General features: G+C 63.9%; 23 protein-coding genes. 15 read left to right on the top strand and 8 right to left on the bottom strand.

Annotated elements, in window-relative coordinates; translation table 11 throughout:
* Window positions 1–44 precede the first annotated feature (44 nt).
* From acnB to KW832_RS06030, 4 genes are all read right to left on the bottom strand, one after another.
* Complete coding sequence (acnB, locus tag KW832_RS06045; protein ID WP_055393150.1) at window positions 45–2,630, bottom strand: bifunctional aconitate hydratase 2/2-methylisocitrate dehydratase; 2,586 nt, start codon at window positions 2,628–2,630, stop codon at window positions 45–47.
* 127 nt (window positions 2,631–2,757) lie between these two features.
* Window positions 2,758–3,387, bottom strand: a complete 630-nt coding sequence (locus KW832_RS06040; protein ID WP_218299225.1) for a hypothetical protein — start codon at window positions 3,385–3,387, stop codon at window positions 2,758–2,760.
* A 32-nt stretch (window positions 3,388–3,419) separates the two neighbouring features.
* Window positions 3,420–4,487: a CoA ester lyase gene (locus tag KW832_RS06035; RefSeq protein WP_255577547.1), complete on the bottom strand. Its 1,068-nt coding sequence runs from the start codon at window positions 4,485–4,487 to the stop codon at window positions 3,420–3,422.
* Between the two features lie 14 nt (window positions 4,488–4,501).
* Window positions 4,502–5,488, bottom strand: a complete 987-nt coding sequence (locus KW832_RS06030) for a malate dehydrogenase (protein WP_055393136.1) — start codon at window positions 5,486–5,488, stop codon at window positions 4,502–4,504.
* A gap of 215 nt (window positions 5,489–5,703) precedes the next feature.
* Between KW832_RS06030 and KW832_RS06025 the strand changes: the two genes are divergently transcribed.
* The 11 genes from KW832_RS06025 to KW832_RS05975 all read left to right on the top strand — a co-directional run bounded on the left by KW832_RS06025 (window position 5,704) and on the right by KW832_RS05975 (window position 16,292).
* The gene (locus KW832_RS06025; protein WP_218299224.1) at window positions 5,704–6,492 is read left to right on the top strand and encodes a GntR family transcriptional regulator; all 789 of its coding nucleotides are present in this window, start codon (window positions 5,704–5,706) and stop codon (window positions 6,490–6,492) included.
* A gap of 133 nt (window positions 6,493–6,625) precedes the next feature.
* A complete protein-coding gene (gene sdhC / locus KW832_RS06020) occupies window positions 6,626–7,060 on the top strand; it encodes a succinate dehydrogenase, cytochrome b556 subunit (RefSeq protein WP_121419458.1) in 435 nt (144 codons plus the stop codon).
* A gap of 67 nt (window positions 7,061–7,127) precedes the next feature.
* Entirely contained in the window at window positions 7,128–7,493 is a 366-nt protein-coding gene (sdhD, locus tag KW832_RS06015) for a succinate dehydrogenase, hydrophobic membrane anchor protein (RefSeq protein WP_055393129.1), read from the top strand.
* A 29-nt stretch (window positions 7,494–7,522) separates the two neighbouring features.
* Window positions 7,523–9,331 (top strand): succinate dehydrogenase flavoprotein subunit, encoded by a 1,809-nt coding sequence (gene sdhA / locus KW832_RS06010; RefSeq protein WP_055393127.1) that lies wholly within the window; start codon window positions 7,523–7,525, stop codon window positions 9,329–9,331.
* 25 nt (window positions 9,332–9,356) lie between these two features.
* Window positions 9,357–10,061, top strand: coding sequence for a succinate dehydrogenase iron-sulfur subunit (locus KW832_RS06005; RefSeq protein WP_055393124.1), 705 nt, complete (start codon window positions 9,357–9,359; stop codon window positions 10,059–10,061).
* Window positions 10,062–10,079: 18 nt separating this feature from the next.
* Window positions 10,080–10,400: a succinate dehydrogenase assembly factor 2 gene (locus KW832_RS06000; RefSeq protein WP_055393121.1), complete on the top strand. Its 321-nt coding sequence runs from the start codon at window positions 10,080–10,082 to the stop codon at window positions 10,398–10,400.
* Between the two features lie 78 nt (window positions 10,401–10,478).
* A complete protein-coding gene (locus tag KW832_RS05995; protein ID WP_121419457.1) occupies window positions 10,479–11,789 on the top strand; it encodes a citrate synthase in 1,311 nt (436 codons plus the stop codon).
* 222 nt (window positions 11,790–12,011) lie between these two features.
* The gene (locus KW832_RS05990) at window positions 12,012–12,278 is read left to right on the top strand and encodes a metal/formaldehyde-sensitive transcriptional repressor (protein WP_055402789.1); all 267 of its coding nucleotides are present in this window, start codon (window positions 12,012–12,014) and stop codon (window positions 12,276–12,278) included.
* A gap of 35 nt (window positions 12,279–12,313) precedes the next feature.
* On the top strand, window positions 12,314–13,432 hold the full coding sequence (locus KW832_RS05985; protein WP_218299223.1) for an S-(hydroxymethyl)glutathione dehydrogenase/class III alcohol dehydrogenase: 1,119 nt from the start codon (window positions 12,314–12,316) through the stop codon (window positions 13,430–13,432).
* A gap of 212 nt (window positions 13,433–13,644) precedes the next feature.
* Window positions 13,645–14,514 (top strand): S-formylglutathione hydrolase, encoded by an 870-nt coding sequence (fghA, locus tag KW832_RS05980; RefSeq protein WP_218299222.1) that lies wholly within the window; start codon window positions 13,645–13,647, stop codon window positions 14,512–14,514.
* 35 nt (window positions 14,515–14,549) lie between these two features.
* Complete coding sequence (locus KW832_RS05975; RefSeq protein WP_218299221.1) at window positions 14,550–16,292, top strand: phosphoethanolamine transferase; 1,743 nt, start codon at window positions 14,550–14,552, stop codon at window positions 16,290–16,292.
* Window positions 16,293–16,352: 60 nt separating this feature from the next.
* Here KW832_RS05975 and KW832_RS05970 read toward each other — a convergent pair whose 3' ends face one another.
* Window positions 16,353–17,342, bottom strand: coding sequence for an NAD(P)H-quinone oxidoreductase (locus KW832_RS05970; RefSeq protein ID WP_218299735.1), 990 nt, complete (start codon window positions 17,340–17,342; stop codon window positions 16,353–16,355).
* A 185-nt stretch (window positions 17,343–17,527) separates the two neighbouring features.
* On the opposite strand from KW832_RS05970, the gene KW832_RS05965 reads away from it, so the two are divergent.
* From KW832_RS05965 to KW832_RS05955, 3 genes are all read left to right on the top strand, one after another.
* On the top strand, window positions 17,528–18,397 hold the full coding sequence (locus KW832_RS05965) for a LysR family transcriptional regulator (RefSeq protein WP_218299734.1): 870 nt from the start codon (window positions 17,528–17,530) through the stop codon (window positions 18,395–18,397).
* Between the two features lie 11 nt (window positions 18,398–18,408).
* Window positions 18,409–18,849 carry a GNAT family N-acetyltransferase gene (locus tag KW832_RS05960; RefSeq protein WP_370628637.1) on the top strand — a complete coding sequence of 147 codons (441 nt, stop codon included), beginning with the start codon at window positions 18,409–18,411 and terminating at the stop codon, window positions 18,847–18,849.
* Window positions 18,850–19,056: 207 nt separating this feature from the next.
* Window positions 19,057–19,569: a hypothetical protein gene (locus KW832_RS05955; RefSeq protein WP_218299219.1), complete on the top strand. Its 513-nt coding sequence runs from the start codon at window positions 19,057–19,059 to the stop codon at window positions 19,567–19,569.
* 77 nt (window positions 19,570–19,646) lie between these two features.
* On the opposite strand, the gene KW832_RS05950 is transcribed toward KW832_RS05955, so the two are convergent.
* Window positions 19,647–20,429 carry an SDR family oxidoreductase gene (locus KW832_RS05950; protein WP_218299218.1) on the bottom strand — a complete coding sequence of 261 codons (783 nt, stop codon included), beginning with the start codon at window positions 20,427–20,429 and terminating at the stop codon, window positions 19,647–19,649.
* Window positions 20,426–20,758 (bottom strand): nuclear transport factor 2 family protein, encoded by a 333-nt coding sequence (locus tag KW832_RS05945; RefSeq protein ID WP_218299217.1) that lies wholly within the window; start codon window positions 20,756–20,758, stop codon window positions 20,426–20,428. Before KW832_RS05945 ends, KW832_RS05950 begins: the two co-directional genes overlap by 4 nt.
* Window positions 20,759–21,037: 279 nt before the next feature.
* On the opposite strand from KW832_RS05945, the gene KW832_RS05940 reads away from it, so the two are divergent.
* A complete protein-coding gene (locus KW832_RS05940) occupies window positions 21,038–22,003 on the top strand; it encodes a LysR family transcriptional regulator (RefSeq protein WP_121507073.1) in 966 nt (321 codons plus the stop codon).
* Window positions 22,004–22,052: 49 nt separating this feature from the next.
* Here KW832_RS05940 and KW832_RS05935 read toward each other — a convergent pair whose 3' ends face one another.
* Window positions 22,053–22,952, bottom strand: a complete 900-nt coding sequence (locus KW832_RS05935; RefSeq protein WP_218299216.1) for a LysR family transcriptional regulator — start codon at window positions 22,950–22,952, stop codon at window positions 22,053–22,055.
* Window positions 22,953–22,998: the final 46 nt, after the last annotated feature.

The following is a 22,998-nucleotide window of genomic DNA, read 5'->3' as shown; positions in this document are numbered from 1 at the left end:
GAAGAGCCGCTTTTTGCTGGTCCATCCATCCCCGAGGGGAAGGATCAGGCGGTCACGCCGTCTGCCACTTCCTTGAACTCGGCGATCTGGTCGAAGTTCATGTACTTGTAGATCTTGTCGCCGTTCTGGTTGATGACACCGATGTCTGCCAGGTACTCTTCCTTGGAAGGAATGCGACCCAGCTTGGAGCAGATGGCCGAGAGTTCGGCCGAGCCCAGGTATACGTTGGTGTTCTTGCCCAGACGGTTGGGGAAATTGCGCGTGCTGGTGGACATCACGGTAGCGCCTTCCTTCACCTGCGCCTGGTTGCCCATGCACAGCGAGCAGCCGGGCATTTCCATGCGGGCACCGGCCGCGCCGAACACGCCGTAGTGGCCTTCTTCGGTGAGCTGGTGTGCATCCATCTTCGTGGGCGGGGCCATCCACAGCTTGACGGGGATGTCCTTCTTGCCTTCGAGCAGCTTGGAGGCTGCACGGAAGTGGCCGATGTTGGTCATGCACGAGCCGATGAACACTTCGTCGATGGCAGCACCCGCCACGTCCGACAGCGTCTTGGCGTCGTCGGGATCGTTGGGGCAGCACACGATGGGTTCGGTGATCTCGGCCAGGTCGATCTCGATGACGGCCGCGTACTCGGCATCTTCATCAGGTGCCAGCAGCTGGGGGTTGGCCAGCCAGGCTTCCATGGCCTTGATGCGGCGGCCGATGGTGCGCGCGTCGGCATAGCCCTGGGCGATCATGTTCTTGAGCAGCACGATGTTCGAGTTGATGTACTCGATCACGGGTTCCTTGTTCAGGCGCACCGTGCAGCCAGCGGCAGAGCGCTCGGCCGAGGCGTCAGACAGTTCGAATGCTTGCTCGACCTTCATGTCAGGCAGGCCTTCGATTTCCAGGATGCGGCCCGAGAAGATGTTCTTCTTGCCCTGCTTGGCCACTGTCAGCAGGCCTTGCTTGATGGCGTACAGCGGAATCGCGTGCACCAGGTCACGCAGCGTGACCCCGGGCTGCATCTGGCCCTTGAAGCGCACCAGCACCGACTCAGGCATGTCCAGGGGCATCACGCCCGTGGCTGCGGCGAATGCCACCAGGCCCGAACCTGCAGGGAAGCTGATGCCGATGGGGAAACGCGTGTGCGAGTCGCCGCCCGTTCCCACGGTGTCGGGCAGCAGCATGCGGTTGAGCCAGCTGTGGATGATGCCGTCGCCAGGCTTGAGCGAGATGCCGCCGCGCGTGCTGATGAAGTCAGGCAGCTCGTGGTGCATCTTCACGTCCACGGGCTTGGGGTACGCAGCCGTGTGGCAGAAGGACTGCATCACCAGATCGGAGCTGAAGCCCAGGCAGGCCAGGTCCTTGAGTTCGTCGCGGGTCATGGGTCCGGTGGTGTCCTGCGAGCCCACCGAGGTCATACGGGGTTCGCAGTAGGTGCCGGGCACCACACCCAGGCCTTCGGGCAGTCCGCAGGCGCGGCCGACCATCTTCTGGGCCAGCGTGAAACCCTTGCCGGTGGCGGCAGGCACTTGCGGCAGGCGGAACAGCGTGGAAGGCGGCAGGCCCAGGGCTTCGCGGGCCTTGGCAGTCAAGCCACGGCCAATGATCAGCGGAATGCGGCCACCGGCACGCACTTCGTCGAACAGGACTTCGCTCTTAACTTCGAATTCGGCAATCACGTTACCGTCCTTGAGCGCCTTGCCAGCGTAGGGCAGCAGTTCGATCTCGTCGCCCATGTGCATCTGGCTCACGTCCAGTTCGATGGGCAGTGCACCAGCGTCTTCCATGGTGTTGTAGAAGATGGGCGCAATCTTGCTGCCCAGGCACACGCCGCCGAAGCGCTTGTTGGGCACGAACGGGATGTCTTCGCCCGTGAACCACAGCACGCTGTTGGTGGCGGACTTGCGGCTCGAACCCGTGCCGACCACGTCGCCCACGTAGGCCACCAGGTTGCCACGCGCACGCAGGTCTTCGATGAACTTCACCGGGCCGCGCTTGCCGTCTTCTTCGGGCGTGATGCCGTCGCGCTTGTTCTTGAGCATGGCCAACGCGTGCAGCGGGATGTCAGGGCGGCTCCACGCGTCAGGTGCGGGCGACAGGTCGTCGGTGTTGGTTTCGCCAGTGACCTTGAGCACGGTAAGCTTGATGCTCTGGGGCACTTCGGGGCGGCTGGTGAACCACTCGGCATCGGCCCAGCTCTGCAGCACGGCCTTGGCGAAGGTGTTGCCCTTGTCGGCCTTTTCCTTGACGTCATGGAACTGATCGAACATGAGCAGCGTCTTCTTGAGCGCTTCGGCGGCGACGGAGGCCACCGCAGCGTCGTCCAGCAGGTCGATCAGGGGGGTGAGGTTGTAGCCGCCCAGCATGGTGCCCAAAAGCTGCGTGGCGCGCTCGCGGCCAATCAGCGTGCACACCTCAGTACCGTGCGCCACGGCAGCCAGGTAGCTGGCCTTGACCTTGGCGGCGTCGTCCACACCGGCAGGCACGCGGTGCGTGATCAGGTCCACCAGCGTGGCTTCTTCGCCCGCAGGGGGGTTCTTGAGCAGCTCGATCAGCTCGCCCGTCTGCTTGGCGGTCAGCGGCAGGGGCGGGATGCCGAGGGCGGCGCGCTCGGCCACGTGGTCACGGTAGGCTTTCAACATCATTTTTCTCCGGTTGCGTTCTAAAGTGGGGCGGCGTGCAGCGCGGCGGCGTTTTTCGATAGCCAGGGCGCCTGCATGCGCGGGGTCGTGCGGTTTTCTGCTCTGTGGCGCTGCACTGGTGAAGGGCTTACTTCAGGGGTTCCAGCACACTCACGGGCGGGTTTTTCTTGATGGCCTCGGCCACCACCACCTGCTGCGGGCTCATGCATTCGTCGGCCAGGCGTTGACCCAGCTTCTGGTTCATCAGCATGGACTTGTTGGCGATCTGCAGCCAGACGGCGCCACCCTTCTGGTCTTCCAGGCGCACCGTGCCCGTGGTGGTAGCGACGGGGGCCATGAAGTACTTGAAGCCCTTGCCTTCCACATGGAAGTGGCCTGGGCTCGCGGGCTCGGCGGTCACGGTGACAAAGGCACCGAGTTCGCAGGGAATGCGGCCCACGTGCACACGTTCGGCAATGGCCAGTTCTTCGGGGGACAGCGCGGCTTCGGCAGCAATGATGCCGGTGGCCACCTGGTTCGCCGCGCTCTTGAGCTGGCTGCGGCTGCTGGTGCCTTCGGTTTTGGCTACCGAAGATTTCTTGGCGGCAGGCGCCTTGTCCGCAGCCTTGGCAGACTTCGTATCGGACTTGGCAGCGGGCTTTGCTGCAGGTTTGGCGGCAGCCTTGGTCTCGGGTTTGGCTTCGGTCTTGGCAGGGGTTTGCGCCAGGACGAGGGCTGGAGCCAGCAGCATCAGGGCAGAGGCGATAAAGGATTTCATGGGAGGTCCTGCGTGGAAAAATTCAGGAATGTTCACAACGGAACGGAGGCCGACGCGCCAAACCAATGGCGCACGGCAAGAGGAAGTGTGCGCCCGGTACGGTGGGCGCGCTCCAGCACCTGCCAGTAAAAGCGATAACTGGCGCGGTCGTGCAACGTGCCTTCAAAGCTGATGGGAGCCCAATCAGAATCTGCGGCAGCAGCTATTATTTTTGAAGCAACTTCGATGTCATCCTGCTGAGGCGCAAACGCCTGCAGGATGGGTCGGATCTGTGCGGGATGGATGCTCCACATGCGGGTATAGCCCAGCTCGCGCGCGGCACGGCTGGCGGCGCCTTGCATGGCCACCGTATCGGCGAACTCCGTCACCACACAGTGCGATGGCACCTTGCCGTGGGCATGGCAGGCAGCGGCAATCTCCAGCTTGGCACGCACCACCAGTGGGTGCGAAAACTGCCCCGCCGAAGTCATGCCATGCGCAGGGATGGCGCCACCATGGGCCGACACAAAATCCATGAGGCCAAAACTCAGGCTCTGCACGCGCGGGTGGGCTGCGATTTCAAAAGCACGGTGCACCGCAGCAGGGGATTCGATGAGGACATGGATCGGTACCGGGGCGGCAGAGGCTTTCTCCAGCGCACGCTCCGCTGCCAGTACGTCGTCCACAGATTCCACCTTGGGAACCATGATGTGGCTGAGCCGATGGCCTGCTTCGCCCGCTATCGTGGCGACATCGTTGGCGAATGCCGGGTGGTCCACCGCGTGGACCCGGGCGGCCACGCGGGCACCGGGTGCGGCGCCCAGGGCCAGACGGGCAACCAGCCGGGCGTGGTCGGCTTCAAGGCCGACGGGGGCGCCGTCTTCACAATCGAGGGTGACATCAAAGACGCAGGTACCGAACTCCTGCGTCATCTCGGCCTGCAGCTGCAGGCTCTTGCGCATGCGCGCTTCGACGCCGCTGTAGTGGTCACAGACCGGCAGGAAGCCTGTCTGCGCCTGGGCGCCCAGCAACACATCGCGTGGATGGGATGGCGCAGCGCCCTGCCCCTGCGCGGGGACCCGGGCGGCCCGAAGGCCCGATGCCTGTGGCGTCGGCTGCATGGCGCTCACCTGGTTTACAGCAGGTGCTTGACGCCGTCTTGCTCGCCTTGCAGCTCAGCCAGCGTGATGTTGATGCGCTCTTGCGAGAACGCGTCGATTTCCAGACCTTCAACGATCTTGTACTCGCCGTTTTCGCACGTCACGGGGAAACCGAACATGGTGTCCTTGGGGATGCCGTACTGGCCGTCCGAAGGAATGCCCATGGTGACCCACTTGCCGTTGGTGCCCAGGGCCCAGTCACGCATGTGGTCGATGGCGGCGTTGGCAGCCGAAGCAGCCGACGACAGGCCACGCGCTTCGATGATGGCAGCGCCGCGCTTGCCCACGGTGGGCAGGAAAGTGTTGGCGTTCCATTCCTGGTCGTTGATCATCTTGGCGACGCTTTCACCGTTGATGGTGGCGAAGCGGTAGTCGGCGTACATCGTGGGCGAATGGTTGCCCCAGACGGTCAGCTTTTCGATGTCCGCCACGGCCTTGCCGGTCTTGGCAGCGATCTGGCTGGCAGCGCGGTTGTGGTCCAGGCGCAGCATGGCGGTGAAGTTCTTGCGTGGCAGGTCGGGGGCCGACTTCATGGCGATGTAGGCGTTGGTGTTGGCAGGGTTGCCGACGACCAGCACTTTCACGTTGCGCGAAGCCACGGCATTCAGGGCCTTGCCCTGTGCCGTGAAGATGGCGCCGTTGACAGCCAGCAGTTCGGCGCGTTCCATGCCCGGGCCGCGGGGGCGCGAACCGACCAACAGGGCGTAGTCGGCGTCCTTGAAAGCGGTCATGGGGTCGCTGTGGGCTTCCATGCCCACCAGCAGGGGGAACGCGCAATCGTCCAGTTCCATCATCACGCCCTTGAGCGCCTTCTGGGGGCCTTCGACAGGCACTTCGAGCAATTGCAGGATGACGGGCTGGTCCTTGCCCAGCATTTCGCCGGAGGCGATGCGGAACAGCAGGGCGTAACCAATTTGACCAGCGGCACCGGTGACGGCGACGCGAACAGGCTTCTTGCTCATGGTGAAAACTCCAGGGAAGTGAGGAAAACAGGTGTGAGTGCAACGCAAGCACCAGCGCCTGTTACCAGCAGCCCGTGCCCCGCAAAACAGCCTTGGAGTGTACCGCTGATTGGACACCTCGGTCAATTTGTCTTATGTCTTATATAAGATATGATTAACACCCTGACACAGCCCGCGTATCACTTCGTGTGCGGCCTGCCCTTCTCCCGATCGCCATGTCCTCGCTTCCGCTCAACGCCGATAACCCTGCGCAGCCTTTGGCAGGCACGGGCTCTGCCACGCCCGCGTTCAGCCCGCTGTACCAGCAGATCAAAGGGCTCATCCTGCAAAGTCTGCAACAGGGCGAGTGGAAACCGGGCGAATCCATCCCCAGCGAGATGGAGCTGGCTGCACGCTTTCGCGTGAGCCAGGGCACGGTGCGCAAGGCCATTGACGAGCTGGCGGCCGAAAACCTCGTGATGCGGCGCCAGGGCAAGGGTACCTTTGTGGCCACCCATGCCGAGCAGCATGTGCAGTACCGTTTTCTCAAGCTCATGCCCGACACGGGAGACGTCCGCGTGGAGGGCCCTGCACAGCGCAAGGTGATCGATTGTCGGCGTGTGCGTGCCAGCGCTGACGTTGCGCGCGCGCTGGCACTGCGCAGCGCCGACCCGGTGATCCAGGCGCGGCGAGTCCTGTCATTCGCAGGCGTACCTACCATCCTGGAAGACATCTGGCTGCCCGGCCAGGCTTTCAAAGGGCTGACGGCCGAACAACTGGCCAACTACCAAGGCCCTACTTACGCCATGTTTGAACTCGACTTCGGCGTACGCATGGTACGTGCCGAGGAGAAAATACGTGCCGTGCTGCCCGATGCCGACCAGGCGGCGATGCTGCAGATCCCACAGGCCACGCCGCTGCTGAGCGTGGAGCGCATCGCCTACACCTACAACGACGTTCCGATGGAGTTACGGCGTGGCCTGTACCTGACCGACACGCACCATTACCGTAACGAACTGAGCTGACACCACACTGGCAACTGAGCGGAAACGTAGAACATTCGGGCTGGAGCAAACCCTTCTTGTTGCGTTGCAATAGAATTTTGCGTTCTTTGCATCTTCAAATTACAAAGCAGTTACATCCACGAAAGCACACAACATGACAGAACTCGCCAAAAAACGGCCTGAATTCCGCAACATCAATGCCTTCAAGGACCTGACCACCTACCGCATGACTCCTGCCGCGTGGGTTTCGATCCTGCACCGCGGCAGCGGGCTGATCATGTTCCTGCTGCTGCCCTTCATCATCTGGATGTTCGACACCTCGGTGTCGTCTGAAATCTCGTTCGCCCGGTTCTCGGCGGCTTTCAACATCGGCATTGGCTTCGTGCCCGGCTGGTTCATCAAACTGGTGGCCCTGGCACTGATCTGGGCCTACCTGCACCACTTCACCGCTGGCCTGCGCCACCTGTGGATGGATGTGAGCCACAGCGCCGTGAACAAGGAATTCGGCAAGTCCTCGGCCTTTGCCGTCCTGGCCATCAGCATCACGCTGACCCTGGTGCTGGGCGCCAAGCTTTTCGGCCTGTACTGATCGATCAACCCCAAAAAGCGGCGGCTGCTGCCAGGCAGTGCCCGCCGAAGAACGAGAGGAAATTCCCATGTCCGTCAATTACGGTTCCAAGCGCGTCGTCGTCGGCGCCCACTATGGCCTGCGCGACTGGCTCAGCCAGCGCGTCACGGCAGTCCTGATGGCCCTGTTCACCCTGGCACTGCTGGCCCAGGTGATCTTCTCCAAAGGTCCCATCGGCTACGACAAATGGGCCGGTATCTTCTCGGCCCAGTGGATGAAGGTGCTGACCTTCTCCGTGATCGTTGCACTGGCTTGGCACGCCTGGATCGGCCTGCGTGAAGTCTTGATGGACTACATCAAGCCCGTGGGCCTGCGCCTGGCACTGCAGGTGTTCAGCATCGTCTGGCTGGTCGGCTGTGCCGGCTGGGGTATCCAGGTTTTGTGGCGTCTCTGATTGATCCCCGCGACTGAAGGCAAAAAATAATGAGCTACACCAACGCTAACATCACCCGCCGCAAGTTCGATGTCGTCATCGTCGGCGCAGGCGGCTCCGGCATGCGTGCCGCGCTTGAACTCTCCCGCGCAGGCCTGAACGTGGCCTCGCTGTCCAAGGTTTTCCCCACCCGTTCGCACACCGTGGCTGCACAAGGCGGCGTGAGCGCATCGCTGGGCAACATGTCCGAAGACAACTGGCACTACCACTTCTACGACACCATCAAGGGCTCCGACTGGCTGGGCGACCAGGACGCCATCGAGTTCATGTGCCGCGAAGCCCCCAAGGTGGTGTATGAGCTGGAGCACTTCGGCATGCCGTTCGACCGCAACCCCGACGGCACCATCTACCAGCGCCCCTTCGGCGGCCACACCGCCAACTATGGCGAAAAGCCCGTGCAACGCGCCTGCGCCGCTGCCGACCGCACTGGCCACGCCATGCTGCACACGCTGTACCAGCAGAACGTGAAGGCCAAGACCAACTTCTTCGTCGAATGGATGGCGCTGGACCTGGTCCGCGACGCCGACGGTGACGTGGTGGGCGTGACCGCCCTGGAAATGGAAACCGGCGACCTGTACATCCTGGAAGCCAAGACCGTGCTGCTGGCCACCGGCGGTGCAGGTCGCATCTTTGCGGCATCGACCAACGCCTTCATCAACACCGGTGACGGCCTGGGCATGGCGGCACGTGCCGGCATTGCGCTGCAGGACATGGAGTTCTGGCAGTTCCACCCCACGGGCGTGGCCGGCGCCGGCGTGCTGCTGACCGAAGGCTGCCGTGGCGAAGGCGCTATTTTGCTCAACAGCAACGGCGAGCGCTTCATGGAGCGTTATGCGCCCACCATGAAGGACCTGGCCCCGCGCGACTTCGTGTCCCGCTGCATGGACCAGGAAATCAAGGAAGGTCGCGGCTGCGGTCCCAACAAGGACTACATCCTGCTCAAGCTCGACCACCTGGGTGCAGACACCATCCATAAACGCCTGCCTTCGGTGTACGAAATCGGAGTCAACTTCGCCAACGTGGACATCACCAAGGAACCTATTCCTGTGGTGCCCACCATCCACTACCAGATGGGTGGCGTGCCTACCAACATCAACGGCCAGGTGGTTGCACAAGCCAACGGCATCAACAACGAAGTGGTCAACGGCCTGTACGCCGTGGGCGAGTGCGCCTGCGTGTCGGTGCACGGCGCCAACCGCCTGGGCACCAACTCGCTGCTGGACCTGCTGGTGTTCGGCAAGGCCGCTGGCCGCCACATCGTCGAGTTCAACAACAAGAACAAGGAGCACAAGCCCCTGCCCAAGGATGCGGCCGACCGCACCTTGGAACGCTTGAACCAGCTCGACAAGTCGAACGAAGGCATCTACGCGCAAAACCTGGCAGGTGACATCCGCTCCACCATGCAGCAGCATGCCGGCGTGTTCCGCACCCAGGCCAGCATGGACGAAGGCGTCAAGAAGATCGCCGAGATCCGCAGCCGCGTGGCCAACGTGACGCTGAAGGACAAGTCCAAGGTGTTCAACACCGCCCGCATCGAAGCGCTGGAAGTGGACAACCTGATCGAAGTGGCGCAGGCCACCATGGTGTCGGCCGCCGCCCGCAAGGAATGCCGTGGCGCCCACACCGTGTACGACTACGAGCACCCTGCCGACCACGCCGAGTTCCCCCTGGGCCGCAATGACCAGGAGTGGATGAAGCACACCCTGTGGTACAGCGAAGGCAACCGCCTCGCCTACAAGCCGGTCAACCTCAAGCCCCTGACGGTGGACAGCGTGCCCCCCAAGGTCCGTACGTTCTAAACAGTAGCCCCACGAGAGAAGAACCATGCAAAAGCGCACATTCCAAATCTACCGCTACGACCCGGACAAGGACGCCAAGCCTTACATGCAGACCATCGAGATCGAACTCGACGGCCATGAACGCATGCTGCTGGACGCCCTGATGAAGCTCAAGGAGCAGGACCCCACGCTGTCGTTCCGCCGTTCGTGCCGCGAAGGCGTCTGTGGCTCCGACGCGATGAACATCAATGGCAAGAACGGCCTGGCGTGCCTGACGAACATGAATACCCTGAAGGGCACGATTGTTCTCAAGCCCCTGCCCGGCCTGCCCGTGATCCGCGACCTGATCGTGGACATGACGCAGTTCTTCAAACAGTACAACTCGATCAAGCCCTACCTGATCAACGAGCAGATTCCACCCGACCGCGAGCGCCTGCAGTCTCCCGAAGAGCGCGAAGAGCTCAACGGCCTGTACGAGTGCATCCTGTGTGCCAGCTGCTCCACGAGCTGTCCCAGCTTCTGGTGGAACCCCGACAAGTTCGTGGGCCCTGCCGGACTGCTGCAGGCCTACCGCTTCATCGCCGACAGCCGCGATGACGCCACCGGCCAGCGCCTCGACAACCTCGAAGACCCGTACCGCCTGTTCCGTTGCCACACCATCATGAACTGCGTGGACGTGTGCCCCAAGGGCCTGAACCCCACGAAGGCCATCGGCAAGATCAAGGAACTGATGGTGCGTCGCGCCATCTGACCGGGGCCCAGGACCGCCATGGGTGCAACCGCCACCACCGCCCCCTCGGCAGCCTCGCCGCTGCTGACGGAACGCGAACTCAGCAAGCTGCACTGGCGCTGCCGGCGCGGCCTGCTGGAAAACGATCTGTTCATCGAACAGTTCTTCACCCGTTTCGAGCCTGAGCTGAACCAGCGCCACGCCCAGGGCCTTGCGGCCCTGATGGACCTCGCCGACAACGACCTCCTGGACCTGCTGCTTTGCCGCAAGGAACCCAGTGAGACGCTGGATGCGCCCGAGGTGCATGAAGTGCTGGGCATGCTGCGGGAAAGCGGCGGCACCCCCGTGCTGGGCACCTGACGAGCGGGTTTTCTCGCTCTGAAAAGATCCCAGCCCCACCAGACCGGATGATCATCGGCAAACCTAAGGAAAGTAACAATGAAGCTAGCTGACAACAAAGCCACCCTGTCGTTCAGTAACGGCGGTCCCAGCGTGGACCTGCCGGTCTACCAGGGCACCATTGGCCCGGATGTCATCGACATCCGCAAGCTGTATGCGCAGACGGGCATGTTCACCTATGACCCAGGCTTCCTGTCAACGGCAGCCACCCAGTCGGCCATCACTTACATTGACGGCGACAAGGGCGAACTGCTGTACCGCGGCTACCCCATTGAGCAGCTAGCTGAAAACTGCGACTTCCTGGAAACCTGCCACCTGCTGCTGTACGGTGACCTGCCCAACGCAGCGCAGAAGACCGACTTCACGAGCCGCGTGACCAACCACACCATGGTCAACGAGCAGATGCAGTTCTTCCTGCGTGGCTTCCGCCGTGACGCGCACCCCATGGCCGTGCTGACCGGCCTGGTGGGCGCCCTGTCGGCCTTCTACCACGACAGCACGGACATCAACAATCCGCAGCACCGTGAGATCGCCGCCATCCGCCTGATCGCCAAGATGCCCACGCTGGTCGCCATGGCCTACAAGTACGGCATGGGCCAGCCTTACATGTACCCGCAGAACAACCTCTCGTATGCAGGCAACTTCCTGCGCATGATGTTCGGCACACCCTGCGAAGAGTACAAGGTCAACCCCGTGCTGGAACGCGCGCTCGACCGCATCTTCATCCTGCACGCAGACCACGAGCAGAACGCTTCGACCTCCACCGTGCGCCTGTGCGGCTCGTCGGGCACCAACCCGTTTGCGGCTATCGCGGCGGGCGTGGCCTGCCTGTGGGGCCCTGCCCACGGCGGCGCCAACGAAGCAGCGCTGAACATGCTGTACGACATCCAGGCCCAAGGCGGCGTGGAAAAGATCGGCGACTTCATCAAGCAGGTCAAGGACAAGAACTCCGGCGTCAAGCTCATGGGCTTTGGCCACCGCGTGTACAAGAACTACGACCCCCGCGCCAAGCTCATGCAAGAGACTTGCAATGAAGTGCTGGCCGAGCTGGGCCTGGAAAACGACCCGCTGTTCAAGCTGGCCAAGGAACTGGAAAAGATCGCCCTGGAAGACGACTACTTCGTGCAGCGCAAGCTCTACCCGAACGTGGACTTCTACTCCGGCATCGTGCAGCGCGCCATCGGCATTCCTGTGAACCTGTTCACCGGCATCTTCAGCCTGGCCCGCACCGTGGGCTGGATCGCCCAGCTCAACGAAATGATCGGCGACCCCGAGTACAAGATCGGCCGCCCCCGCCAGCTGTTCACCGGCTCCGAGCGCCGCGACGTGCCACCACTGGCCAAGCGTTGACCGGTACGGCGCCCCGCGCGCCGTCCACCCCCTCCCGAAGCCCGCAGGCAGTGCCTGCGGGCTTTTTTCATGGGCGCCCCACACAGGCCAAGACGTGCCGGATGCACATACTCCCCCCTAGTTAAAAGGTTTTTTGACGACCTAGCTCACGACCAGCATGGGGTTATCTTTTATACTGCCGCCCAGTACAAAGACAGCCCCCGCACCCCACACCCGAAACCCATGCCCCACACCCCCGAAGACAAGCAACGCGCCATCACCCGACTGCGCCGCATCAAGGGCCAGGCCGAGGCGCTGGAACGCGCGGTGGAGGCGGGCAGCGACTGTGCCCCCATCCTGCAGCAGCTGGCGGCCATGCGGGGCGCCGTGCACGGACTGATGGCCGACCTGCTCGACAGCCATGTGCGCGAGACGCTGGCGGAAAAACCAGCACCGTCGCAGCAGGCCATTGACGAAACACTGGCGTTGCTTCGCTCCTACCTCAAATAGACCGTCCCCATCCGATTGACCGAAAGGAACACCCCATGAAATCCCGTGCCGCCGTCGCCTTCAAAGCCGGAGAACCCCTGCAGATCGTCGAGATCGACGTCGCCCCGCCCAAGAAGGGCGAAGTGCTCATCAAGATCACCGACACCGGTGTGTGCCACACCGACGCCTTCACCCTGAGCGGTGACGACCCCGAAGGACTGTTCCCCGTGGTGCTGGGCCATGAAGGCGCGGGCATCGTGGTGGAGGTGGGCGAAGGCGTGACCAGCGTGAAGCCCGGCGACCATGTGATCCCGCTCTACACCGCCGAATGTGGCGAGTGCCTGTTCTGCAAGAGCGGCAAGACCAACCTGTGCGTGAGCGTGCGCGCCACACAGGGTAAGGGTGTGATGCCCGACGGCACCACGCGCTTTTCCTACAATGGCCAGCCCATCTACCACTACATGGGCTGCAGCACCTTCAGCGAATACACCGTGGTGGCCGAGGTGTCGCTCGCCAAGGTCAACCCTGATGCCAACCCCGAGCAGGTCTGCCTGCTGGGCTGCGGCGTGACCACGGGCCTGGGCGCCGTCAAGAACACCGCAAAGGTGCAAGAGGGCGATACGGTCGCCGTGTTCGGCCTGGGCGGCATCGGCCTGGCGGTCATTCAAGGCGCCAAGCTGGCCAAGGCTGGGCGCATCATTGCCGTGGACACCAACCCCTCCAAGTTCGATCTGGCCCGCACCTTTGGCGCCACCGACTGCGTGAACCCCAAGGACCATGACAAGCCGATCCAGCAGGTCATCGTGGAGATGACAACCTGGGGCGTGGACCACAGCTTTGAGTGCATCGGCAACGTCAACGTGATGCGCGCCGCCCTCGAATGCGCGCACCGCGGCTGGGGCCAGTCGGTCATCATCGGCGTGGCCGGTGCGGGGCAAGAGATCAGCACCCGCCCCTTCCAGCTCGTCACCGGCCGCAAGTGGATGGGCACGGCATTCGGCGGCGTCAAGGGCCGCAGCGAGTTGCCCGGCATGGTCGAAGACGCGATGGCGGGCAAGATCCAGCTGGCGCCGTTTGTCACGCACACCATGGGCCTCAAGGACATCAACGAAGCGTTTGATTTGATGCACGAAGGCAAGTCGATACGCTCCGTCGTTAAATACGCGGTGGCCTGAGCCCTGCAGAGCAGCCAACGTTTGATACGCCCGAACGCCCCGTTACCCCTTCGGGCTGAGCCTGTCGAAGCCATGGCACGCCTTGCCACCAACCCTTCGATAAGCTCAGGGCAAACGGGCTCGGTCTAAGGTCAGTTTTCAATTCAAGCAAAAAAATACCTCCAGCGCTTATCCATCAAGCGCTAGCAGCTATTATTTTCAGAGCATCCACCATGACCATCTCCCTGGAACTCCTCAGCACCCACGCCTGCTTTGGCGGCGAGCAGCGCTTCTACCAGCACGCCTCCTCCGAGATCGGGCTGCCCATGAAGTTTTCGGTGTTCCTTCCCGCGCAAGCGAAGCAAGGGCCCGTGCCCGCCCTGCTCTTCCTGGCGGGGCTGACCTGCACGGAAGAAACCTTCATGGTCAAGGCCGGCGCCCAGCGCCTGGCGGCCGAACTGGGCCTGGCCCTCATCGCGCCCGACACCAGCCCGCGCGGAGCCAATGCGCCGGGCGAGGCCGAGAGCTGGGACTTTGGCGTGGGCGCAGGCTTTTATCTGGACGCCACGCAGGCGCCGTGGCGCACCCACTGGCGCATGGAGAGCTACCTCCTGAAAGAGCTGCTGCCGCTGGTCTCAGCCCAGTTGCCCATCGACGGCACCCGCCTGGGCATCACCGGCCACTCGATGGGCGGGCATGGCGCGCTCACGCTGGCGCTGCGCCATCCGGGCCGGTTCCAGAGCCTGTCGGCCTTTGCCCCCATCTGCGCGCCCACCCAGTGCCCATGGGGTGAGAAAGCCTTCACGGGCTACCTGGGCGCTGACCGCACGGGCTGGATCGAGCACGACGCCACGGTGCTCATGCAGCACCAGCCGGTCGCGCCGTACCCTGCGGGCATCCTCATCGACCAAGGCCTGTCCGACAAGTTTCTGGCCGACCAACTGCACCCACACCTGTTCGAAGCTGCGTGCCAGGCCATCGGCCAGCCGCTCAGTCTGCGCCGCCACGCGGGCTACGACCACGGCTACTACTTCATTCAAACCTTCATGGCCGACCACCTGGCGCACCACGCCAGAAACCTGCTGCCGCCGTCCGCACGTTAATGCGGCCTTAAGCCTCGGGCGCCACAGTGCGCCCCATGCCTTTGATACTGCAGCGCCTGCTGCTTCCCCACCTGGCCACGGGCACCGCGCCCCGGCCCGTTTCCACCGCAACACGCCACCTGCACCCCGCCTGGGTTGTGGTGCTCATCAGCACCTGGCTGGCCACGGCCTGCAATGTGCCGCTGTGGCGCGAGGTGGCGCAGTTGCCGGGCCAGGGCAGCCTGCGCGGCTGGGGCTTTGCCATCGCGTTTGCGCTCATCGTGGCAGCGGGCAATGCCGCACTGCTGAGCCTGCTGGCCTGGCGCTGGACGCTCAAGCCCGCCGCCGCCGTGCTGGTGGTGATGGCTGCGTTTGGCGCGTATTTCATGCTGGCCTACGGCGTCGCCATTGACGCCAGCATGCTCACCAACGTGCTGCAAACCGACGTCAAAGAGGCGGGTGACCTGCTCAACTGGCGCATGCTGGCCACCGTACTGGCGCTGGCCGTGCCACCGCTGTGGTGGCTGCTGCGCCGCCCCGTGTTGCGGCTGAGCACCCTGCGCCACGCGGCGCACAACGGGCTGCTGCTGGCGGGCGCCATCGCCGTCATCGTGGTGTGCCTGCTGCTGGTGTTCCAGGACTTTGCATCGACCATGCGCAACCACACCAAGCTGCGCTACCTGATCAACCCGCTCAACAGCGTGTACGCGCTGGGCAACATCGCCACCAAGCCCCTGCGCATGGACACCAGCAAGCTGCTGCCCCTGGGGCGCGATGCACAGCTGGGCGCCAGCTATGCGGGCCAGGCCAAGCCCCCGCTGCTGGTGCTGGTGCTGGGCGAAACCGGCCGCAGCGGCAACTTCGGCATCAACGGCTATGAGCGCAACACCACACCGCTGCTCGCGGCCCGCACGGACCTCGTCAGCGCCCGCAATGCGTGGTCTTGCGGCACCAGCACCGCAGCATCGGTGCCCTGCATGTTCTCGCACCTGGGCCGCACGGGCTATGAAGCGCGCGCTGCCAACTTTGAAAGCCTCATCGACGTGCTGCACCACGCAGGCCTGGCCGTGCTGTGGGTGGACAACCAGTCCGGCTGCAAAGGCGTGTGCGACCGCATTGGCGAGACCCTCACCAGCGCGCCAAAAAGCCCGACGCCCGACCCCGCCCTGTGCCCCGGCGGCGAGTGCCTGGACCGCGTGATGCTGCAAGACCTGGACACCCGCATCGCCGCCCTGCCCGCGGAACAGCGCCAGCGCGGCACCGTGGTCGTGCTGCACCAGATGGGCAGCCACGGCCCCGCGTACTACAAACGCTCGGCGCCCGACAACAAGAAGTTTGGCCCCGAATGCACATCCACCTCCCTGCAGGAGTGTGAGCGCCAGCAGGTCGTCAACGCGTATGACAACAGCGTCGTGGAGACGGACTTTTTCCTCGATTCAGTGCTCAAATGGCTCACAGCGCAGGATAGCAAAGCGCAAACAGCTATGATTTATGTAGCAGACCATGGCGAATCACTGGGCGAGAACAACCTCTACCTGCACGGCCTGCCCTACTCCATTGCGCCCGACGTGCAAAAGCATGTGCCGTGGATCACCTGGCTCTCGCCCGCCATGCAGGCGCGCACCCAGGTCGCCACCGGCTGCCTGCAGCACGAGCTGGCCGAGCGGCGCATCACCCACGACAACTACTTTCACTCGGTGCTGGGGCTGATGGATGTGAAGACCGGGGCGTACAGCGCGGGGCTGGACATGTTTGCAGGTTGCCGACAGGCGGCAGGGGCGGCCAGAGCGGCGGGCTGACGCGGAGTCGGGCCTGCCCGGGCGCCATGCCCCAACCGCAACAATGAACTTCTGCGCGCCTCACGCCGCCCCTGGCAGCAGCAGAATCTTGCCGACGTTGGCGCCAGATTCCATGCGACTGTGGGCCTGCGCGGCATCTGCCAACGGGTAGGTGCTGTCAATCACCGGCCAGATCGCACCGGCCGCCAGCGCAGGCAGCCACCGCTCGGCAAAGCGCTGCACCATGGCCTGCTTGACCTCGGGCGGGCGCGACTTCATCACCGTGCCAAAGATCTGCAGATGGCGATACAGCACGGCGTCCATCGGCAAAGTGGCGCCTTGCGCGCCCCCCAGTAAGCCCACGGCCACCATGCGCCCGCCCACGGCCAACGACCGCACGTTGCGCTCCAGGTATGGCGCACCAATGAAGTCGATCACCACGTCCACACCTTTGCCGTCCATTGCCTGCGCCACCACGGCCGCAAAGTCCTCGCTGCGGTAATCGATGAACACATCCGCGCCAAAGCCCAGCACTGCATCGCGCTTGTCACCGCTTGCTGTGCCAAACACCCGTGCGCCCGCCGCTTTCGCCAGTTGCACCGCCGCCGAGCCCACGCCGCCTGCGGCTGCGTGGATCAGCACCGACTCGCCCGCCTGCAGGTTGGCCAGGTGGAACAGCGCCTCGTGTGCAGTCACAAATACCTCTGCCACCGCACCCGCAGCCACCAGGCCCAGGCCCTCCGGCACATGCATGGCCATGCGGTGGTCGATGCGCGACAGCTCGGCGTAGGCCCCGCCGCCCACAATGCCCATCACACGGTCGCCCACGGCAAAGCCGCGCACCAGCGGGCCCACCTCGACCACCGTGCCCGCGATCTCCAGCCCCATGGTGTCCGCATCGCCAAAGTAGGCGCGACCGTAAGCCCCTTTGCGGTGCAACAGATCAGCGCGGTTCACGCCGATGGAGGCGTTGCGCACCAACAGGTCGTGCGGACGCACCTCGGGGGTCGGGACCTCCCGGGCCACCAGCACCTCAGGCCCACCGAAGTCGTCGAACACGATGGCCTGCATGGTGGGTGGTACGGCGGTCTGCACAGTGGCGGTATGTTGTTCACTCAAAGCGGTGGGCATGGGTTGCAGTCCTCAAAAATGTCATTCAGGCCTGCAAGGTTACAGCGCCAACGCACAATTCAAACGCAGCAATTTCGCTCTGTAGTGATGCAAAATTGCATCATCACCGCCGTATGAACACCACCATGAACTGGGACGACACCCGCGTCTTTCTCGCGCTGACAAGAGCCCCCTCCTTGCGCGCCGCAGCGCGCAGCCTGGGCATCGACCAGGCCACCGTGGGGCGGCGGCTGAATGCACTGGAGGCCGAGCTGGGCGCCAAGTTGTTCCTGCGTGCCAAAGATGGATACCTGCTCACGCCGGCAGGTGAAACGGCCCTGGCAGCCGCCCGCCGCATGGAAAGCGCAGCCCTCGACTTGCGCACCAAAATCGAAGGCCAGGACGAAAACCCCGGCGGCATCGTGCGCGTCACCAGTACCGACTCCATCGCCATCGACCTGCTGCTGCCCGCCGTCGAGCGCCTGCAGCGGCACTGGCCCCACATCCGTGTGGACCTGGAGGTCTCCACCCAGTTGCTCAGCCTCAGCCGCAGGCAGGTGGACATAGCGTTTCGCAACGTCCGCCCGGAGACGCCCGACCTGGTCGTGCGCCGCGTGGTGTCATGGCCGGTGGGCCTGTTTGCCAGCGCGGGCTATATCGAGCACTTTGGCGAACCCGTGCCCGACGACGAGCTGCGGGGCCACCACCTGGTAGCCTATGGCCCCTACCTGGAGCACAGCCCGTTTCTGACCATGGCCGGTGTGCCCGCCCGCCAAGCCCGCATCGCCATGGCCGTGCGCTCCAGCCTGCTGGTGCGCAAGGCGGTGGCAGCGGGCATTGGCCTGGGTGAAATGCCGGTGTGGATGGGCGAGCGCGAAGGCCTGGTCCGCATCTGGCCCCAACGCCGCCGCGCCACCGATTACGAGGTCTGGCAAGTCATGCACCCCGACCTGCAGCGCACCGCCCGCGTCCGCGCCACGGCAGAGTTTCTGTCGGAGGCATTTGGTCAGGCGTAGCGGAAAACGGCATGCTGCTTGGCGCTGCCTTCGCAACCAAGGCATCAGCAAACCTGAACTGGCCGACCGACCGAAGAAGCAACCCATTCATCAATCGGTCAGCGGCGGCAATACCTGCTGCGCCATACTCCGGCACCTATTCCATCTGCTTCATTCACCACCCCATGCAGCACACCATCCAGCACCAGGAGCAAGACGCCAAAGGCGCCTTCACCATCGAAAACGGCGGCCAGCGCCTGGCCGAGATGACCTACAGCCGCACCAACGCCACGATGGTCATCGTGGACCACACCGAGGTAGATCCATCATTCAGCGGGCAAGGTGTCGGACGCGCACTGCTCGACGCGCTGGTGCTGTGGGCGCGGGCTACGGGTACCAAAGTGGTCCCGCTGTGCCCGTTTGCCAAGGCACAGTTTGACAAGGACGTGGCTATTCGGGATGTGCTGGTTTAGGCAGGCCCTATGACGGGGACGCGACAGCCTCAACCCACTGATTGGATCCGCTCGCCGGGGTTTTTTGCTTCTTGGTGTCAGAGGTAGCTTGGGCAAAATGGCAGCACCATGCGCCAGCACTCCCATCCGTCGCACGAGCCGACTCACGTCGGCTAGCCACCACATGCTGCTCAGGATCAACGTTCAGCCTCAACAGGAGCGTCGCACTTGATTCGTCTCACCATCGCCATTGCATCCGTGGTTCTGCTCATCGGATGCGCGGGGCCCCGTTTTGATGCCGGACGGACAGAAACGGTACTTCCACTGCACCGTGCCTGGGTTGACGGGCGACAGGTGGAGTACATCACGACAGACATCTCGGACGGCGCCATGGCAGAGGCCGCCGGTGTGAACCATGTGCCTCGCCTGCGCGACGCCATCGCCGCGCGCCCCTCGGTGCTGGAGCGTGTGTACAAATTCTCGCAGGGCGAACAGATCAGCATCTTTCAATCTGCGCCACGTCCCGTGGGCGCGGCGAACACGGACCGAAGCTACAGCCCACTGTGGCGCCTCGTCCTGGTGACGAGAACGACACACGATCCGGGGCCCGAGCTGACATCGGAGGAGGAGCTATTGGCTGCCGAAGACAAAGGCCTGGTCTCGCTCGAAGTCACCGATATCGTCATCAACTGCCCCGTAACGCGGGCTGTCGGTGGCGGGGGCCTGGCGGGGGTGCGGTAAGACGGACCGCAGCTCAACCGGGTGTCAGTTCCTGGCGTTCCACGAGGGCTGATGTGAGAAGCCGCATTGCTGCGCCTCTAAACCGTCGGCACCGTGCCCCCATCAATCACATGCTCCGAGCCCGATATCGCTCCCGCACGCGGTGACACCAAAAAAGTGATCAGGTCGGCCACCTCTTGCGGTCTGGCGGGGCGGCCCAGCGGGATGCCGCCCAGCGACTGCATGATGATCCGCTTGCCGCCTTCGTAGTCCGTGCCCGCCTGGGTGGCCACGCGCTCGGCCAGGGCGACGGCGGCTTCGGTTTCGACCCAGCCGGGCGAGACGCTCAGCACGCGAACGCCTTGTGGCGTGACCTCTTTCGACAAGGCCTTGCTGTAGGTGGACAGGGCCGCCTTGGCAGCGGCGTAGGCGGTGGTGGACTCGGGCAGCGGCAGCACGCGCTGGATGGAGCTGACGTGGACGATGACGCCCGCGCCCTGGGCCAGCATGGCGGGCAACAAAGCGCGGTCCAGGCGCACGGCGGGCATCAGGTTCTGGTTCAGTTCGTTGAACCACTGCGCATCGTCCAGCGCTGCAAAGCCCCCGCCTGGCGCGCTGGAGCCACCCACCACGTTGATCAGAATGTCCACGCCGCCCCAGTGCGTGAGCACCGCCTGCGCAACCTCTGCAGCGCCTTCTGCGGTGGAGACGTCGGCAGGCACGTACAGCACGTCGCCAATCGGGTGCGCAGGGGCTGAACGCGCGGTAGCCATCACCTGCACACCGGCGTCCACCAAAGCCTGCACCACTGCAGCGCCCACGCCTTTGGTGCCGCCCGTGACGAGTGCGCGCTGGCCGCGCAGTTGAAGGTCGAAGCTCATACCGTGATCTCCAGCGACGCAATCAGGCCACGCTCAAGGCGAAAGCGGTAACGCAGATCGACCGGGCTACCAGGGAAGTTGCCCTCGACGCGGCTGGTGACGACCTGGTGGCCGTCGCTCTGCTGCAGCGCGAAGGGTTCGGTGGTGTACCTGTACTTTGTCGATGCCGCGGCCTTCCAGGCCTTGATGGCGTCGATGCCCGAATGGGTGCGGCCCTCGTCCTTGACGACGGCCTGTGCCGCGAAGCACCGGGCAATGGCCTCAGCGTTCTTTTGTTGGTCGGCCGCAAAGTAGGCGGCAATGGGGTCAGGGAGGCTCAAAGGGGTCATGGTGACGATCTCCTTGGTTTAGGGATGACCTGCACAACTCCCTGCGGTCTGTGATGGCGCGGTCTCGGGCTGTCCACTGCGTTGCTTTTCTTGCCAATAGCGCGTCTATTGGCAAGAAGAGACGCCTTGTGCCCCATCCCGATCCGCGCTACCACCGCCTCGCGAGGGTTATGCAGGTCATCCCTAGTCTTTGGGTTGGTGGAGTCGTCAGGATGCGCCTGCAGCACCAATTAGTGAATGGCCTAGAATTTAAATAGGCTATGTAGAAAACAATACAGAATGCGCGGATCGGATTTTGCAGAACTGAAGGCCTTTGCCGCCGTGGTCGAGCGCGCGAGCTTTGCGCGCGCGGCGGAGCACCTGGGGCTGTCGCCGTCGGCGCTGAGCCAGACAATTCGCCAGCTGGAAGCCCGCTTGGGCGCGCGATTGCTGAACCGCACCACGCGCAGCGTGGCGCCCACGGCCACCGGGGCACAGCTGTATGCGCGCATGGCCCCGCTGTTTCGGGACATGGCCGCCGCAGTGGCCGAAGCCAGTGCGGCGGCCGGCCAGATGGGGGGCACGCTGCGCATCAACACGCTGGGCATGGCCGCCACACAGGTCATCGCGCCACGGCTTGGGCGGTTCCACCAGGCCCACCCGGATGTGGTGCTGGACATCGTGGTGGACGACGGGCTGAGCGACATCGTTGCGGGCCGCTTTGATGCGGGCATCCGCGTGGGCGGGCGGCTGGAAAAAGACATGATCGCCGTGCGCCTGACCCCGGACGTGAAGATGATTGCCGTGGCCTCGCCCGACTACCTGGCGCAGCGCGGCACGCCAAAGGCGCCCGCCGACCTGCACGGCCACGCGTGCATCAACTGGCGGCTTCAGATGGATGGCCGGACCTACCGCTGGGAGTTCGAGAAAAAAGGAAAACGGGTGGAGATTGCCGCAGAAGGACCGCTGGTGACCAACCACTCGGACATGGGCGTGGCTGCGGCCGTGCAGGGCCTGGGCATTGCCTATGCGTTTGACCGTGAGCGGGTGGACAACCACATCGACCAGGGGCGGCTGGTGCAGGTGCTTGCCGACTGGTCGGTGGCAAAGCCCGGCCTGTTCCTGTACTACTCCAATCGGCGCCATCCATCACCGGCATTGACGGCTTTCATCGACTGCCTGCTGGACCGTGATCTGCCAGAACCCAGGCCTGGCTTGCGACGCCCATCAGTGAATGCGGCTGTGCAGAGGGCTCCACGTCGGTGATGGGGTCTTGGGTGGCCGATATCAGCCCTTCAAGCCAGATGCGTCTCCCTCACCGTCCTTCCATCCACCCTTTCACCTCGCCCATCAGATGCCCCCGGAACACCTCCGCAATCGGTGACAGCTGCTTGCCCTTGGGCCAGACCAGGTGCCATTGCGACTGGATGGGGAAGCCTTGCACGTTGAGCACGGCCAGGCCCTCGTGGTGGGGGCCGAGGCTGTGGCGGGAAACGATGGAGACGCCCAGCTGGCCTTCCACCGATTCCTTGATGGCCTCGTTGCTGCCCAGCTCGAGTACGGCGCTGGGAACAAAGCCCAGCTGGCGCAGGTGCGTGTCGGTGGCCATACGGGTACCGGAGCCTTTTTCGCGCAGGATGAAGCGCTCGGACTGCAATTGCGTGAACTTGACGCGCTTTTTCGCGGCGAGAGGGTGGCCTGCGGCGGCGATGACGACGAGCGGGTTGGGCATGAGGATGTGGTCTTCCAGCGGCAAATCGGCCGGCGGCATGGACATGACGTAGAGGTCGTCCAGGTTGCTGCGCAGCCGGTTGATGACATGGTCGCGGTTGAGCACCTCCAGCGAGATGTCGATCTGCGGGTGCAGCTTGCAGAAGCTGCCCAGCAGACGCGGCACAAAGTATTTGGCGGTGCTGACCACGGCGACCTTGAGGCGTCCGCTGGTGAGGCCCTTGGCGCCAGACACGCGCTGCTCAAACGCATCCCACTCGCCCGCAATGGCGCGCGCGGTGCGGGCCAGGGCATGCCCCGCTTCGGTGAGGTGCACGCGGCGCGAGATGACTTCGTACAGCGGCAGGCCCACGGCCTGAGACACCTCGCGCAGCTGCATGGAGGCGGTGGGCTGGGTGACGTGCATGACCCGGGCGGCGGCGCTGACGCTGCCGGTTTCGGCCAGCGCCAGAAAAAGGCGCAGCTGGCGAAAGGTGATGTTCATAGATTTTTATCTATAGATAAGCGCATTCAAATCGATTTTACTTTGC

Origin of the sequence: Acidovorax sp. sif0632, from assembly GCF_019218805.1 — a bacterium.
Taxonomy (GTDB): domain Bacteria; phylum Pseudomonadota; class Gammaproteobacteria; order Burkholderiales; family Burkholderiaceae_C; genus Acidovorax; species Acidovorax facilis.
This window is presented reverse-complemented; position numbering and strand designations above follow the sequence as displayed.

Coding starts and splice junctions, on each gene's coding strand:
- acnB (WP_055393150.1), bottom strand. CDS start 2,630: ATGTTGAAAGCCTACCGTGACCACGTGGCCGAGCGCGCCGCCCTCGGC.
- KW832_RS06040 (WP_218299225.1), bottom strand. CDS start 3,387: ATGAAATCCTTTATCGCCTCTGCCCTGATGCTGCTGGCTCCAGCCCTC.
- KW832_RS06035 (WP_255577547.1), bottom strand. CDS start 4,487: ATGCAGCCGACGCCACAGGCATCGGGCCTTCGGGCCGCCCGGGTCCCC.
- KW832_RS06030 (WP_055393136.1), bottom strand. CDS start 5,488: ATGAGCAAGAAGCCTGTTCGCGTCGCCGTCACCGGTGCCGCTGGTCAA.
- KW832_RS06025 (WP_218299224.1), top strand. CDS start 5,704: ATGTCCTCGCTTCCGCTCAACGCCGATAACCCTGCGCAGCCTTTGGCA.
- sdhC (WP_121419458.1), top strand. CDS start 6,626: ATGACAGAACTCGCCAAAAAACGGCCTGAATTCCGCAACATCAATGCC.
- sdhD (WP_055393129.1), top strand. CDS start 7,128: ATGTCCGTCAATTACGGTTCCAAGCGCGTCGTCGTCGGCGCCCACTAT.
- sdhA (WP_055393127.1), top strand. CDS start 7,523: ATGAGCTACACCAACGCTAACATCACCCGCCGCAAGTTCGATGTCGTC.
- KW832_RS06005 (WP_055393124.1), top strand. CDS start 9,357: ATGCAAAAGCGCACATTCCAAATCTACCGCTACGACCCGGACAAGGAC.
- KW832_RS06000 (WP_055393121.1), top strand. CDS start 10,080: ATGGGTGCAACCGCCACCACCGCCCCCTCGGCAGCCTCGCCGCTGCTG.
- KW832_RS05995 (WP_121419457.1), top strand. CDS start 10,479: ATGAAGCTAGCTGACAACAAAGCCACCCTGTCGTTCAGTAACGGCGGT.
- KW832_RS05990 (WP_055402789.1), top strand. CDS start 12,012: ATGCCCCACACCCCCGAAGACAAGCAACGCGCCATCACCCGACTGCGC.
- KW832_RS05985 (WP_218299223.1), top strand. CDS start 12,314: ATGAAATCCCGTGCCGCCGTCGCCTTCAAAGCCGGAGAACCCCTGCAG.
- fghA (WP_218299222.1), top strand. CDS start 13,645: ATGACCATCTCCCTGGAACTCCTCAGCACCCACGCCTGCTTTGGCGGC.
- KW832_RS05975 (WP_218299221.1), top strand. CDS start 14,550: ATGCCTTTGATACTGCAGCGCCTGCTGCTTCCCCACCTGGCCACGGGC.
- KW832_RS05970 (WP_218299735.1), bottom strand. CDS start 17,342: ATGCAGGCCATCGTGTTCGACGACTTCGGTGGGCCTGAGGTGCTGGTG.
- KW832_RS05965 (WP_218299734.1), top strand. CDS start 17,528: ATGAACTGGGACGACACCCGCGTCTTTCTCGCGCTGACAAGAGCCCCC.
- KW832_RS05960 (WP_370628637.1), top strand. CDS start 18,409: ATGCTGCTTGGCGCTGCCTTCGCAACCAAGGCATCAGCAAACCTGAAC.
- KW832_RS05950 (WP_218299218.1), bottom strand. CDS start 20,429: ATGAGCTTCGACCTTCAACTGCGCGGCCAGCGCGCACTCGTCACGGGC.
- KW832_RS05945 (WP_218299217.1), bottom strand. CDS start 20,758: ATGACCCCTTTGAGCCTCCCTGACCCCATTGCCGCCTACTTTGCGGCC.
- KW832_RS05940 (WP_121507073.1), top strand. CDS start 21,038: ATGCGCGGATCGGATTTTGCAGAACTGAAGGCCTTTGCCGCCGTGGTC.
- KW832_RS05935 (WP_218299216.1), bottom strand. CDS start 22,952: ATGAACATCACCTTTCGCCAGCTGCGCCTTTTTCTGGCGCTGGCCGAA.